The 14,119-nt window shown below is 67.3% G+C and carries 14 protein-coding genes and 1 pseudogene; 6 read left to right on the plus strand and 9 right to left on the minus strand.

Features of this window, described 5'->3' with window-relative positions:
* Position 1: 1 nt before the first annotated feature.
* From VB716_RS04810 to VB716_RS04830, 5 genes are all read right to left on the minus strand, one after another.
* Positions 2-733: an N-acetylmannosamine-6-phosphate 2-epimerase gene (locus tag VB716_RS04810; protein WP_322757518.1), complete on the minus strand. Its 732-nt coding sequence runs from the start codon at positions 731-733 to the stop codon at positions 2-4.
* 3 nt (positions 734-736) lie between these two features.
* Positions 737-1,603 (minus strand): ABC transporter permease, encoded by an 867-nt coding sequence (locus tag VB716_RS04815; RefSeq protein ID WP_322757519.1) that lies wholly within the window; start codon positions 1,601-1,603, stop codon positions 737-739.
* Between the two features lie 101 nt (positions 1,604-1,704).
* Complete coding sequence (locus VB716_RS04820) at positions 1,705-2,736, minus strand: ABC transporter ATP-binding protein (RefSeq protein WP_370594740.1); 1,032 nt, start codon at positions 2,734-2,736, stop codon at positions 1,705-1,707.
* Positions 2,737-2,803: 67 nt separating this feature from the next.
* Complete coding sequence (locus VB716_RS04825) at positions 2,804-3,781, minus strand: heme o synthase (protein WP_322757520.1); 978 nt, start codon at positions 3,779-3,781, stop codon at positions 2,804-2,806.
* A complete protein-coding gene (locus tag VB716_RS04830; protein ID WP_231597740.1) occupies positions 3,774-4,688 on the minus strand; it encodes a COX15/CtaA family protein in 915 nt (304 codons plus the stop codon). Before VB716_RS04830 ends, VB716_RS04825 begins: the two co-directional genes overlap by 8 nt.
* A 217-nt stretch (positions 4,689-4,905) precedes the next feature.
* Here VB716_RS04830 and VB716_RS04835 point away from each other — a divergent pair, with 217 nt between their 5' ends.
* The 4 genes from VB716_RS04835 (at position 4,906) to VB716_RS04850 (ending at position 8,902) form a co-directional block, all read left to right on the plus strand.
* Complete coding sequence (locus VB716_RS04835; RefSeq protein WP_197153817.1) at positions 4,906-5,850, plus strand: cytochrome c oxidase subunit II; 945 nt, start codon at positions 4,906-4,908, stop codon at positions 5,848-5,850.
* Between the two features lie 77 nt (positions 5,851-5,927).
* Positions 5,928-7,592, plus strand: coding sequence for a cytochrome c oxidase subunit I (gene ctaD, locus VB716_RS04840; protein ID WP_323269885.1), 1,665 nt, complete (start codon positions 5,928-5,930; stop codon positions 7,590-7,592).
* Between the two features lie 105 nt (positions 7,593-7,697).
* The gene (locus VB716_RS04845) at positions 7,698-8,315 is read left to right on the plus strand and encodes a cytochrome c oxidase subunit 3 (RefSeq protein ID WP_197153815.1); all 618 of its coding nucleotides are present in this window, start codon (positions 7,698-7,700) and stop codon (positions 8,313-8,315) included.
* Between the two features lie 152 nt (positions 8,316-8,467).
* On the plus strand, positions 8,468-8,902 hold the full coding sequence (locus VB716_RS04850; RefSeq protein ID WP_197159113.1) for an AbrB family transcriptional regulator: 435 nt from the start codon (positions 8,468-8,470) through the stop codon (positions 8,900-8,902).
* Between the two features lie 8 nt (positions 8,903-8,910).
* Here the strand turns inward: VB716_RS04850 and VB716_RS04855 are convergent, their stop codons facing one another.
* Positions 8,911-9,510: an HdeD family acid-resistance protein gene (locus VB716_RS04855; RefSeq protein WP_197169631.1), complete on the minus strand. Its 600-nt coding sequence runs from the start codon at positions 9,508-9,510 to the stop codon at positions 8,911-8,913.
* 56 nt (positions 9,511-9,566) lie between these two features.
* The gene (locus VB716_RS04860) at positions 9,567-10,235 is read right to left on the minus strand and encodes a riboflavin synthase (RefSeq protein WP_323269886.1); all 669 of its coding nucleotides are present in this window, start codon (positions 10,233-10,235) and stop codon (positions 9,567-9,569) included.
* A 64-nt stretch (positions 10,236-10,299) separates the two neighbouring features.
* Between VB716_RS04860 and VB716_RS04865 the strand changes: the two genes are divergently transcribed.
* Together VB716_RS04865 and VB716_RS04870 are read left to right on the plus strand one after the other, a co-directional pair.
* Positions 10,300-10,893: a bifunctional nuclease family protein gene (locus tag VB716_RS04865; RefSeq protein WP_197159112.1), complete on the plus strand. Its 594-nt coding sequence runs from the start codon at positions 10,300-10,302 to the stop codon at positions 10,891-10,893.
* 88 nt (positions 10,894-10,981) lie between these two features.
* Positions 10,982-12,136 carry an aldo/keto reductase gene (locus VB716_RS04870; protein ID WP_322758865.1) on the plus strand — a complete coding sequence of 385 codons (1,155 nt, stop codon included), beginning with the start codon at positions 10,982-10,984 and terminating at the stop codon, positions 12,134-12,136.
* Positions 12,137-12,239: 103 nt separating this feature from the next.
* Here VB716_RS04870 and VB716_RS04875 read toward each other — a convergent pair whose 3' ends face one another.
* Both VB716_RS04875 and VB716_RS04880 read right to left on the minus strand, forming a co-directional pair.
* Positions 12,240-13,244 (minus strand): twin-arginine translocation pathway signal, encoded by a 1,005-nt coding sequence (locus tag VB716_RS04875; protein WP_323269887.1) that lies wholly within the window; start codon positions 13,242-13,244, stop codon positions 12,240-12,242.
* An 82-nt stretch (positions 13,245-13,326) separates the two neighbouring features.
* Positions 13,327-14,119 (minus strand): annotated as a pseudogene (locus tag VB716_RS04880) (NaMN--DMB phosphoribosyltransferase); the annotation flags it as partial.

Raw genomic sequence — 14,119 nt, forward strand, 5'->3', positions numbered from 1 at the left:
CTCAGGCGCGCAAGCGCTTCACGTAGGCCGCCACCTGTAGATCCACTCCGGTGATGGCGGTGCCCACCACCACGGCATCGGCTCCTCGGCTGACAGCCTCAGCGGCCTGCTCGGCCGAGGCGATGCCGCCCTCGCAGACCAGGATCACCTCCGGAGAAAGCTGGCGGCGCAGGGGCTCCAGCAGATTCCAGGCTGGAGGTCTGAGTCCGGAGGTGTCTTCCGTGTAGCCGTACAGAGTGGTTCCCACCCAGTGGCAGCCCAGGGCGGCAGCCCTCAGCCCATTGGCGATGCCATCGACATCGGCCATCAGGGGAATGCCCATCGCCCTGGCCCGCGCAACGATATCGGCCAGGGTTTCGTGCTCCGGTCTGGGGCGATCGGTGGCATCGATGGCCACCACATCGGCTCCTGCCGCCCACACCTGCTGCAGGTCCTGCCAGCGTGGCGTGATGTACACGGCGCTGCCGGGAAGGGTGCGTTTCCACAGCCCCACGATCAGGGCCTGTGGGCAGCGACGACGCACGGCACCGATGTGTTCGGGGCTCTCCAGCCGCACCCCGATCGCGCCCTGGGCCAGGCTGGCTTCCGCCATGGCTGCGATCACGGACGGTTCACGCATCGGTGATCCTTCCGGCGCTTGGACGGACACGATCAGGCCGCCCGCCAGAGCGGATCGCCCGGGCACAGAGCGGACGGACAATGGATCGAAGGCCGCGGCGGAAGTGCTGGTCATCATTCAGGCGAGTTTGCGATCCAGAAGCGGGCGGATCAGCAGAAACAGGCCGGCCGCCAGGGCGGTGAGGATCAGCAGGCAGGTGGTGGTGGTGAGTGAACCGTAGGGAGCCTCCATCACCACCGCCGACAAACTGACCTGGCCGGCATAGGCGGCGCGGATCGGCTCGATCGCGAAGGTGAGCGGATTGATCGCGGCCAGCCAGCGCAGCCAGGCCGGCATGAAGGCCAGCGGCGCCAGGGCGGTGCTGGCAAACAGCAGCGGCAGGTTGGCCACGAAGATCACTGCGATCAGCTCGATGTGGCCGGGCAGGGCAAAGGCGAGACCGAGGCTGAGGGCCGTCACCGCGAACACCAGCAGCAGCAGGGTGACCAGCACCAGCAGCAACCCCGCACCCCCCGGCCAGCCGTAGCCCAGCAGGGCGGCGGTGCCCATGATCGCCAGGCTCTGCACCAGGCTGAGGCTGGTGATGTAGAGCACCGACGCCAGCACGATCGAGCTGCGTGAGCGCAGCGGCGCCACCAGCAGACGGTTGAGGAAGCCGAACTCCCGGTCGAACATCACCGGCAGCCCGGCGTTGAGGGCGGCGCTGAAGGCGGTGAACACGATCACCCCCGCCCCCAGGAAGCGGCCATAGCTCTCGCCCCCCGGCAGCAGCCCCGTTGGCGCATTGGCGAACAGGGCACCGAAGAGGATCAGCCAGATCAGCGGCTGCAGAACGCCGGCCACCAGGGTGGAGGGGCGACGCTGCAACTGCAGGAAGAGGCGGCGGGTGAGCGCCAGGGTTTCCTGACGGATTTCGGCAAAGGCGGAGGGCTCTTGCTCCGCTGGGGTGCCGGCTGAGAGGTAGGAAGGCGTGGCGCTGGTCATCGGCGGATCGGCGGCGGATCGGAAAGCAGGGCAGCCGGACCAGAACGGAACCGGGTGCAGAACAGTGACGGAGGAAGGAGGAAACGCTTCGCGGCCAGGGGTCAGCGCATCGCCTGTTTGCGTTCGGCCTTGGGATCGCGGCTCCCGGCCACGGCCAGCTCGGCATCCATCAGGGTGCGGCCCGTGGCCTGCAGATAGACATCGTCAAGGCTGGGGCGGCTCTGGGCCAGGGCGAACACCGGCAGATCGGCCTGCATCAGCTGATGGCGCAGGGTTTCGAGCACGGCGGTGTCGTCCACCACCAGATTGAGCGAGTAGCCCTGGGCCCGGTTCACCACCACCTGCCGCACCCCGCCACAGGCCACCAGCAGCCCGCGCACCCGCTCGGCCTCTTCGGCTGTGCTGAACTCCCGCACCCGCAGGGTGACGCGGTCGCCACCGAGGGCGCCCTTGAGCTCGCTGGGGGTGCCTTCGGCGATCACCCGGCCAGCCTCCACGATGGCCAGGCGATCGGCCAGGGCATCGACCTCCTCGAGGTAATGGCTGCTGAGCAGCACCGTGGTTCCTTCATCCCGCAGCTGACGTAGCACCTGCCAGATGGCAGAGCGACTTTCGATATCCAACCCCACGGTGGGCTCATCCAACACCAGAACGCGGGGGCGATGCAGCAGCCCGGTGGCCAGGTCCAGGCGGCGACGCATGCCGCCGGAATAGGAGCCACAGCGACGATCGATCCACTCCTCCATGCCCAGCAGGTCGATCAGTTCGGCGATGCGGCGATCCCGCTCGCTGGTCGGCAAGTGGTAGAGGTCGCCCTGTAACCGCAACAGCTCGCGGCCGCTGAGGATCTTGTCGATCGCCACTTCCTGGGCGACGTAGCCGAGCAGCCGACGCACCTGGCGCGGCTGGGCCAGGGCATCGACTCCGGCCACCGAGACAGTGCCGCTATCCGGGGCCAGCAGGGTGCAGAGGATGCGCAGGCAGGTGGTCTTACCGGCTCCATTGGGCCCCAGAAGGCCGTAAAGGCAGCCCTGGGGCACATGCAGCGAGAGGCCGTCGAGGGCCTGCACGCTGCCGTAATGCTTGCTGAGGTGCTGGAGCTCGATCACCCGCTCACCACTCCTGGAAACCACGCATGGTTGGCCAATCTAAGGAGAACCGGACGGGCCATCCGACACAGCAGTGATCCAGGCCGGAGCATCAGGACAGCCCCAGGCCCAGCAGCGGGGTGAATGCCACCAGGCTGAAGGCCTCCGCCTGAGGGGATCGGGCCATCACCAGCAACAGGCAGATGCCGAACAGATAGAGGATCGACCAGCGAAACAGGTTGCGAGCACGCTGGGGATCGTTGGGGTCACGGCTGAGGGCACCGCTGAGTTGCAGCAGGCGTGCGTTGAAGGGCACCACCAGCAGGCCATAGAGCAGGCCGCCGCTGGGCAGGGCCAGCACGCCGATGCCACTCGCCAGCACGGTGGCCCAGGCATAGCGACCGATCGCCAGGGCGGTGACGGCTTCGCCCTTGACCACCGGCAGCATGGGAATGCCGACCGAGCGGTAGTCATCCTTGAGAAGCAGAGCGAGGGCCCAGAAATGGGCGGGGGTCCAGAGCATCACCAGGCTGAACAGCCACCAGCTCGACCAGGTGGGCAGGCCACCGGCGGCCGCAGCCCCCACCAGGGGGGGAATGGCTCCGGCAACGCCGCCGACCACGATATTGCGTGGTGTGCGGGGTTTGAGCAGGGCCGTGTAGAGCAGCACATAGCTGCATAACCCCAGCAGAGCCAGCGCGGCCGCCAGCGGGTTGACCCCCAGAACCAGCACCGCCACCGAGGCGGAGGTGAGCAGGATGGCCAGCAGGAAGGCCTGGCGCTGGGCGAGCCGACCGGAGGGCAGAGCCCGTCGGCTGGTGCGCTGCATGCGGCCGTCGAGTTCCTGCTCCCAGAGGCAATTGAGCACACCGGCGGCGGCAGAAGCGAGGGCACCGCCCACCAGGGTGCAGATGATCCGCAGCGGATCGAGTGGCCAGCCCACCGAGAGGGCCATGCCCGCCAGTGTGGTGGCCAGAAGCAGGGGAATCAGGCGGGGCTTGGCCACCTCCAGCCAGGCGGGCAGACGGACCGACCGCGGCACGGCGGGACGGGAAACGGCCGCCAGAGCCTCAGGGATGACGCTAACCATGGGCCACCTTCGCGGACAGGGATGGATTGGGAATGCCGCAGGCCGCCGGAGCGTCTGCAACGGAGCTCGGTACCGCACTGCGACCGAGAATCGCGGCGAGGACGGCCACCAGCAAGGCAGCAACCAGCTGATGGGCCACGGTTAGGCCGGGGACCTGAAGCTGCTGGCTCAAGGTGAGGATTCCAAGAACAACCTGGGCGGCCACCAGGGCCGTCGCCCCCAGGGCCAGACCCTGGAGATGGCGGCAGCGTCGCGGCAGGGTGAGGCTGCCGATCGCCATGGCCAACACCGCAGCGGCGGCCGGGTAGGCGCCGATGCGGTGGGCCAGCAGCCAGCGGCAGGCATCGCCCGCTGAGAAACAGCGATCGGCGGCCCACTGGCTGGCCATGCTCCCGCCCAGAACGCACTGTGCGAAGACCAGAACCAGCGCCAGACTGGACAGAACCCGGAACCAGATCGGTGGGGACTCAGCTGGGGCTGCCAGCCGCTGATAGCCGGCGCTCATCAGAGCCACCAGGGCGAGGGCCGTGGCCAGATGGGCGGTGACGATGTCCGAGGCCAGCAAACGGGTCACGGTGAGGGCACCCAGTGCCCCCTGAACGGCCACCATCAGCAGGGCCGCTGCACTGAACCAGGGCAGCCAGGCGGGCAGCAGGCGTCTGCGCAGCAGACTTATGGCGCAGAGCACCAGCAAGGCCACCCCGACCAGGAAGGCATCGAGGCGGTGAAACCACTCCAGAAACACCTGCATGTTCATCTGCTGACCAGGCAGAAGCACGCCATAACAAAGCGGCCAGTCCGGGCAGGCCAGACCAGCCTCCATAACCCGTGTTGCGCCGCCGATGGCGACCAGGGCCACCAATGCCACAACAAGGTGGGAGAGCAGCAGCGCCAGGGATGTGATCAAGGAATCCCTACGGGGAGCCATAAAGTAGCCAGTTCAAAAGCGTTGCGATTCCCTCACGTCTCATCGCTTCGTTCCAGACGTCACCTGACCCCCGTTTCGCCGTTGCATCGGAATTCACTGCCGGATCCGGCGACTGGATCAACTGACTGCATTCAGTGACTGGATCCACTGCCGCAATCCAGGCCCCATAGGCTGGCTGCTGATCTGATCTGCCCCGGTGACCATTCCCACCTCCCTGATCACGCTGGTTCTGGGCATGGTGCTGGTGCTCGGTGGCCTCTGGGTGGGTCAGAACGTCAATCTGCTGCCCGTGGACGCCAGCAGCAATGCCCCGGTCTACGACGCGCTCTTTCAGGTTCTGTTCAGCATCGGCACGATCCTGTTCGTGGGGGTGACCGGCTTGCTGATTTTCAGCCTGGTGCGGTTTCGTCGTCTTCCCGGCGATCGGGGCGACGGCCTGGCGATCGAAGGCAATCTGCCCCTGGAGATCCTCTGGACCGCGATCCCCGCCGTGGTGGTGCTGTTCGTAGGCATCTACAGCTACGACATCTATGAGCGCATGGGCGGCATGACGCCCCTGAATGGACATGAAGCCATGCATGGCGATGTCTCGTCCGTGATGCTTGCTGAGCACCAGCACCAAGGCGGCGATGCCTTGGCCGCTCCAGCCCTGCTTCACGAGGGGGCAGACAACAGCGCAACCCTGCTGGCCGATGACCCGGGCGAGGCTCAAGCGGAACGCGTCTGGGGTGGCATCAGCACTGCCTCGGGCGATGCCTTGCCCGTGGAGCTCACCGCCATGCAGTTCGCTTTCATCTTCCATTACCCGGACAGCTCCATCACCAGCGGGGAGCTGCATGTGCCGGTGGGTCGTCCCGTGCAGCTGCGCATGGAAGCCCGTGATGTGATTCATGCCTTCTGGGTGCCCCAGTTCCGTCTGAAGCAGGACGTGATCCCCGGCCAGCCCACCGTGATGTCGTTCACCCCCACCCGCCCTGGCACCTACCCGATCGTCTGCGCCGAGCTCTGCGGCCCTTACCACGGCGGCATGCGCACCAACGTGGTGGTCCATGAACAGGAGGCCTTCGAGGCCTGGATTCACCAGAACGCCCCGGCGGCGCCCAGCACGGTGGCCCTGGCAGCGGCCCCGCCGACTGGCTGAGATCACGAAGTCTGATCAAGCTTTTTCAGACCCACCGGCCTCGGCTCCCGACTTTCGATTCCGCCACCCCTGTTTCCATGACCGTCGCCAGCCCCGAAAGCTTCCAGGGCAGCCTGCAACCCCAAGGGTGGCTGCGCTATTTCAGCTTCAGCCTGGATCACAAGGTGATCGGCCTTCAGTACCTCGTCACCGGTTTCATCTTCTATCTGATCGGGGGTGCTCTGGCTGGTGTGATCCGCACCGAGCTGGCCAGCCCCATCTCTGATTTCATCAGCCGGGATACCTACAACGAGGTGCTCACCCTGCATGGCACGGTGATGATCTTTCTCTGGATCGTGCCGGTAGTGAATGGCGGCTTCGGCAATTACCTGATTCCCTTCTATGTAGGTGCCAGGGATATGGCATTCCCCCGGCTCAATGCCGTGGCCTTCTGGATGATCCCTCCAGCTGGAATCCTTCTGATCAGCAGCTATTTCATCTCGGGTGCAGCTCAGTCCGGCTGGACCGCCTATCCGCCGCTGAGCATCACCACCCCTGCGGCGGGGCAGGTGGTCTGGATTCTGAGTGTGTTGCTCCTTGGGGGCAGTTCGATCTTCGGGGCGATCAACTTCATCGCCACTGTGCTGAAGCTGCGTCAGCCTGGCCTGAAATTGATGCAGCTACCGATGTATTGCTGGGCCATGCTGGGCACCAGCATTCTGGTGGTGCTTTCCACGCCTGTTCTCGCAGGCACTCTGATCCTGCTCAGCTTCGATATCGTCGCCCACACCGGCTTCTTCAATCCTGCCCTGGGCGGCAACGTAGTGGTGTATCAGCACCTGTTCTGGTTCTATTCCCACCCGGCTGTTTACATCATGGTGCTGCCGGCCTTCGGTCTGGTGAGTGAGATCCTGCCGATCCATGCGCGCAAGCCGCTGTTTGGTTACACCACGATGGTGTATTCGATCCTGGGGATTGTCTTTCTCGGGTTGATCGTCTGGGCGCACCACATGTTCACCAGCGGCACACCGCCCTGGATGCGGCTGTTCTTCACGATCGCCACCTCCTTCATCGCCGTGCCGACCGGCATCAAATTCTTCAACTGGCTGGCGACCCTGTGGGGCGGCAAGATTGCCCTGAACAGCGCCATGCTGTTCTCCTGCGCCTTCATCTTTCACTTCGTCTTTGGCGGCATCACTGGCGTTGCCCTGGCCCAGGTTCCGTTTGATATTCACGTCCACGACACGTATTTCGTGGTCGGACATTTTCATTACATTGTCTATGGCGGCACCGTTTTCGTGATCTTTGCGGCGATCTACCACTGGTACCCCAAGTTCACCGGCCGCATGCTCAACGAAGACCTGGGGCGGCTTCACTTCCTGCTCACGTTCGTTGGTTTCAATCTCTGCTTCCTTCCCCAGCACTGGCTTGGTCTCAATGGCATGCCCCGCCGTGTCGCCGAGTACGACCCCGCCTTCACCACGCTCAATCAGGCCAGCAGCGTTGGCGCCCTGCTGATGGCGGTCAGCACGTTGCCCCTGCTTTACAACGTGATCTGGAGTGCCTTCCGCGGCCCCGTGGCGGGAGACAACCCCTGGCGCGCCCTCACTCCCGAATGGCTCACATCCTCGCCGCCTCCGGTTGAGAACTGGGTAGGAGCGGCTCCGCTGGTGCATGAGCCCTACGCCTATGGCATCCCTGCCGACAAGATCGATCTCGACGTCACCAGTGGCAAGGATCTCTGGAGCGGCGGGCGGGGCTGAGAGACCCACGGGTCAGCTTCTGCTGAACAGCACCTTCTTCTGAACTGGCCCATGATGCTGGTGATCTGATCCACCACCGTTCCCCATTCCGCAGCCCCTGCTCCAATGACCAGCCTCGCCTCCTCCTCCACCGTCGTCAGTGCCACGAGCCTGGCTCCTCCTGCTGATGCGGTGGAGCATGGTCATGGGGATTTCCGCATGTTCGGGCTGCTGCTGTTCCTGGTGGCGGACGGCATGACCTTTGCGGGATTTTTCGCTGCTTACCTCACCTTCCGTGCGGTGAATCCGCTCCCACCGGGATCGAACTACGAACTGGAACTGCTGCTGCCCAGTCTCAACACCGTTCTGCTGGTGGTGAGCAGTTTCACGTTCCATCGCGGTGGCAAGCAGCTGCTGGCCGGAAACCGCAGCGGCTGCCGCCCCTGGCTGCTGCTCACGGCAGCCCTCGGCAGTGCCTTCCTGGCCGGCCAGATGGTGGAGTACTTCTCCCTGCCCTTCGGGCTCACCGAGAACCTCTTCGCCAGCACCTTTTACGCGCTGACCGGTTTCCATGGCCTGCACGTGACCCTGGGAGTGATCTGCATTCTTGTGGTCTGGTTCCAGACCCGCGATCGGGGTCGGGTGAGCACCAGCGAACCCTTTGGGCTCGAAGCAGCAGAGCTCTACTGGCACTTCGTCGATGTGATCTGGCTGGTGCTCTTCGGTCTGCTCTACGTGCTCTGAGCCTCACCTGCGCTTGCTGGTAGGGCACCCGTCTGGGCACAATCGGCGCAGGCCGAAGCCCTCCAGTCCGTACCAAGCCCGCCCCGATGTCCTACAGGAACGGAACTACCTCGGCCCGCACAACGGACGCACGACCCGCCCAGAGCCAGGACATGCTCAAGGGAAAGGAACTGCTGGAGCGAGCTCGCTCGTTGAGCAACCGTCCGGAAGAGCAGATCGCCCGTGCCTGCGGCTACGTGGGGCCCAGTGGCCGGGTCCTGAAGAAAAGTTTTTATCGCGCCCTGGTTGAAGCCAAGGGTTATCGCCTGCCGGAAACGCCAGGTGGCGGCGGTGGTGCTGGCGGTGGCAGCAAGGGACGCCAGGCCGAATTCCGCACCCGGGTGCATGGCAACGGAAATCTTCTGATCGGCCAGGCTTACACCCGACGCCTCGGCCTGGTGCCCGGCCAGGAATTCCGCATCCAGCTCCATGCCGAAACCGGATCGATCTGGCTCGTCGCCCTTGATGGCAGTGAGGACCAGGCTGATCAGTCGCAGGAGAAATCCGATCAGACCCATGACCCTGATCAGGCCCAGGACGAGTCCTGATCCCGTCCTCAGCCGCCGACGTCAGAGCCTGCTTCGCCGTCGTGGAAGCTGGCGCTGAAGGTGATCAGATCGAGGCCGCTGAACAGGAAACTCACGCCCACGAGCACCCCAAGCACCCAGCTCAGGTTCCAGAACTTCATCGTGAGGATCAGCAACCCCAGCACCAGGGTCACCACGCCGTTCACCAGCCCCCAGCCCCAGCCCATCAGGCGCTGATGGGCCAGGGAGGCCACGATGCCCACGGCCCCCTCCACCAGGAACACCAGACCCACCGCCAGGGCCAGGGACGCCACAGGGGCAGCCGCACGCTCGGGGCCTGCTCCCATCTGATGGAGCATCCAGAAGCCCGTCACCACGAACAGGGTGGAGACCAGCAGGCGGGAGAAGGTGAGCCAGCGGCGCAGTTGGCGCGCCCGCAACAGGTTGGTGATCCAGCCGACCAGCCCGCCCACCAGAAAGGCCACCGCCACCATGGCGGTCACCCAGATCGAGGCCACAACCGGAAAGAACAGGGCCAGCAGCCCCAGCACCAGCATCAGGATGCCTTCGGCCAGCGCAAAGCTGCGCAGGCCGCGGTCGACGGAGAGCAGGGGGTCAACGACCGCCATCGGCGAAGAGTCAGAAGAGATTCCCGGACCTTAGACAGGGCCTCTGTCCCCGGCTCCTAGCCCCAGCCATGCTCCGCCAACCAGCTGGCGCTGAGATCCTGCGCCGGCGCTGCAGCGGCTGGTCTGCCCCCCTCCAGCAGGAGCCGCTCGGTGTACTTGGCCAGCAGATCCGCCTCCAGGTTGACCCGGTCGCCGAGCCGCCGCTCCGCCAGGGTGGTGGAGGCCCAGGTGTGAGGGATCACGGCGATCCAGAAGCGGTCACCGCCGGGATCGCAGCCCGCCACCGTGAGGCTGATGCCATCAACGGCCACGCTGGCCTTCTCACAGATATAGCGGCCGTAGGCCGGGTCGTCCCAGGCCAGTTCCAGGCGCCAGGAGGCGGGTTCGCGGCTGATGCCCCGCACCCGCCCACCGCCATCGACATGACCGCTGACCAGGTGGCCGCCGAGGCGATCGGCCAGGCGCAGGGCCGGTTCGAGGTTGACGTGGGCCTGTTGGTCGGCCTTGGCGGCCAGGCCGGTTCGTGCCAGGGTCTCCGCACTGACATCGGCGCGGAATCCATCGGCGAACAGTTCGGCCGCGGTCAGGCACACCCCATCCACGGCGATGCTGTCGCCGAGGGCCACCGACCCCAGCGGCGCGCCGGCCTGCATCAGCCAGCTCACCTGCACTCCCTGGGGGCAGCGCTGCAGCCGACCCACGGCCTGGACCAGTCCGGTGAACATCGCCGCTCCGGTTCTGCTGGCCATAATCACCCAGGCAGAGGATCCTCCCAGGAGAAGCATCCGCATGGTGGAGATGCGCATCGCCGGGATCGCCCTGGATGCGGCCAGTCGGAGCCCGATCGTGCTGTTGCGCGATCCCTCCGGCCGCCGCCAGGTGCCGATCTGGATCGATCAGGCCCAGGCCCAGAACATCATGGCGGGCCTCAACCAGCAGCGTCCTCCCCGTCCGCTCAGCCACGACCTGATGGCCAACCTGATGGCGGTGGCTGGCCTCAGCCTGGAGCGGGTGATCATCCACACCATCGAAGACAACACCTTCCGGGCCGTGCTCAAGCTGCAGGACAGCGAGGGCGAGGCCAGCGAGCTCGATGCCCGTCCGAGCGACGCCATCGCCCTGGCCCTGCGCACCGGCAGCGGCATCTGGATGCTGGAGGAAGTGGTGGCCGACGCCTCGATTCCGGTCGATGCCGAAGCCGACGCCGAAGACCAGGAGGACTTCCGCCGCTTCCTGGAAACCACCAGCCCGGCCGAACTGGTGCGGCAGCGCCGCCGCGCCCAGCCCGACCTCCCCAATGGCCAACAGCTTGGGGAGGGTGGAGGGTCGAACGATGACGACACCACAGATCCCGGCGGATCCGGTGCCCCCTCTGCCGGCTGACACCGCTGACCGGTCCCTGGAGTCCGGTGGAAGCAGCCTGCGGCCCTTCGGGCGGGCGCGGCCGGTGTCGCCCTTCACCCTGGGCACGATGCGGGCCCTGGACAGCCCTACCCAGATGGAGACGGTGCTGCTGGCGGCCGTGGCGGCCGGTATCAATCACATCGAAACCGCCCCGGCCTACGGGCCGGCGGAAACCTTCCTGGGCCAGGCCCTGGCCGCCCTGGAACGACGTGATCGCCAGGCTCGCGCCCACCTGGTGCTCACCAGCAAGCTGCTGCCCGGCCCCGACCTGTCGACGGCCCAGGCCCAGCTGCGCGCCTGCCTGAAGCGGCTCGGGGTCGCCCGGCTCGACAACCTGGCCGTGCATGGCCTCAACACCGCCGACCATCTGGCCTGGGCCCTGAACGGGCCTGGGGCCGAGCTGCTCGCCTGGGCCGAGGGGGAAGGGCTGGCGGTCCAGGTGGGCTTCTCCAGCCACGGCAGCAACGATCTGATCGCCGCGGCCCTGGAGTCAGGCCGTTTCGGCTTCTGCTGCCTGCATCTGCACCTGTTCGATCCGCAGCGGTTGCCGCTGGCCCGCGCCGCCCTGGAGGCCGGGCTGGGTGTGCTGGCGATCTCCCCAGCCGACAAGGGCGGCCGCCTCTACGACCCGCCGCCCGAACTGCTGGCCGATTGCGCGCCGTTCCAACCGCTCGAACTGGCCTATCGCGTCCTGCTTGAGCAGGGGATCTCCACCCTGAGCCTGGGGGCCTCCCAGCCCGGGGATCTGGTCTGGGCCCGCCGCCTGACGGCCGCCGCAGGCCCGCGAGGCCAGCTCAGCCCAGACGAGGCCGAGCCAGGGCCCGAACCAGCGCCAGATCCAGGTCCAGGTTCAGGTTCCGTTTCAGGGCCCACTCCGGTCGATCTGGCTGTGGAGCGGCTGCGGGCTTCAGCGGCCCAGCGGCTGGGCGAGGAGCGGTGCGGCCAGTGCCGGGCCTGTCTGCCCTGCCCCAGCGCCGTGCCGATCCCGGAACTGCTGCGGCTGCGCAACCTGGCGGTGGGGCACGGCATGGTCGCCCATGCCAGCGAGCGCTACAACCTGATCGGCCGGGCCGGCCACTGGTGGGAAACCCTCAACGCCGAGGCCTGCCGCCAGTGCGGCGCCTGCCTGCCGCGCTGCCCCCACGGCCTGCCGATTCCCGATCTGCTGGCGGATACCCATCGCCGCCTGGCGGCGGCACCGCGGCGACGCCTCTGGGGTTGAAGATCCCCTGAGTCCGGGTACAGCATCAGGCTGCTGCCTCGCAGGGTTGCGCAGGGTTGCTTTGAAGGGCTTCAGGGGCTTCCTCTGTCCGGGGCCGCCCGACTTAGGGGGCTGACGCGTCCCAGAGGTTCTGCAGCATCAGCCTCTGGCGGACATCCAGGGGCGGCAAGGACCAGCAGCGGCGCAGCAGCTCCGGCGGAGGCAAAAGCAGCTCAGCGGTCGGGCGCGGCAGCTTGGCCAGCAGGGGCTCCAGGGCCGCTCGGGGCAGCGGCGGCACCCAGCCGGCGATGAGCAGGCTCTGCAGCAGGGGCTGCTCGAGAATCGCCGCCAGCCATTCCAGTGGCGGCGCCACCGGATGGCCGGCGGGGCGCAGCAGCAGGTTCCAGGCCAGGGGCGCTCCGCTGGCCGGCAGCAGGATCCGCAGCCGTGGATCGCGGCGCAGCAGGGGAATCAGCCGCTGGGCGGGCAGCACCGCCGCCTCGGCCTCCCCAGCCAGCAGCAGGTTGAGGCCGTCGCGGTCGTCGTGGGCGAGAGCCTGACGACGCAGCTCCCGCAGGCGATCCAGATCCACGGCGATGGCCTCCGGCCCGCCTGCCGCCAGTTGCATCACCAGCCGCGGGCTGGAGGGGAGCACCAGCTTGCCCCGCAGGCTGGGATCGAACAGCAGCGACCAGCCCTCGCGGCTGCGGGCCGCCAGATCGGGCCGGCTGCGCAGCACCAGCACCCAGGGGGTGAAGGCCCAGGGATAGGCCAGGGCCGGTGCCCCTTTCGCCTGGAACAGGCGACTCACGAGGGCCGCTTCCGGTGTGAGCCGGGCCAGCAGGGCTGGAGCCGCCAGGGGCTGCCAGCGGGAGGGGGGCAGGCTGGTGGCCCAGCCATCGGTCAGCTGCACCAGGGCCGCCTTGGAAAGGGCGGCGAGCACGGCGGCGGGATCCTCCAGAAGATGCGAGCGCCAGGGGGCCTGCAGGTGTTTCAACCAGGCGGCGGGCAGCTCGCCGCGGCCGGACAGGAGCAGCGGTCCATCACCCCGCTGGCAGGAGGCCAGCAGCGGTGCCAGAAGCGAGACCGCTGCCAGGGTGCGGGCCCCCCGGCCGGCTCCCTGAAGCACCTGGCGCCGGCTCCAGCCGGAGGCCGACGAGGAAGCCCGTGCAGCCGGGGTTGGTTCTGCTGCGTTGCCCATTCCGGCGACCCTAGAGGCGCCCCTCCTCCAGAAGAAGGCCACAGGCCTGGTCGCAGGCGGCCGCCAGATCCTCCAGATGGCCGCCGCTCAGCGACCAGAGCATGGCCAGGCCGCCGGCCCCCACCCCTTCCTTGACGTAGCCGTGCTCGTAGTCCTGCAGGGCGCGCTGGTGGCAATTGTGGAACCGCAGCTCTGAGGCGAAGGCCAGGGGTTGCACCTGCCACCGCGCCCCGATGCGGTTCAGAAGCTCCTGCAGATCGCTGTCTGCCTCCGCTGCCACCCAGGCGGTGGTGCCCAGAGCCACCCGGCCCACCAGGCGGCTGCGCTGATCGGCCGGTGTGAGCGCCAGGGCGATGGCCAGCACTGCCGCCATCTGGCTGCCTCCGGCCAGCAGCACCGGAGGATGGGCTGGATGGGATGGGGATACCTCGCCCAGGCCCTGCCCCACCTGCCCCACGTCCTCCAGCTGCCCCAGCAGCAGGCCCGCCGCCAGCGGCTGCATTGGATCCCCCACCGCAGCCAGAACGCTCACCGGATCGCTCGGCCCTTGCCCCAGTCCGGCTCGGGACAGTCCCTGGGCGACCAGATGTGTCTTGAGCGCATGGGCAGGCTGGTGCAGGCTGCCGCTCACCAGGCCTTCAGCGGCCACCCCCAGCCCCGTCAGCACCGCCTGGGCCGTGGTGGTGCCGCCAGGCACGCATTCGGCGATCACCAGTGGCCGGCTCCCCAGCCGTCGGCCCCAGCTCCGGCCCAGCTCCAGCAGCTGCTCCACGCGCCGCCGCTCCATGGCGCGGCCGCTGCTC

Source organism: Synechococcus sp. CCY9201 (assembly GCF_034931105.1).
Taxonomy (GTDB): domain Bacteria; phylum Cyanobacteriota; class Cyanobacteriia; order PCC-6307; family Cyanobiaceae; genus CBW1002.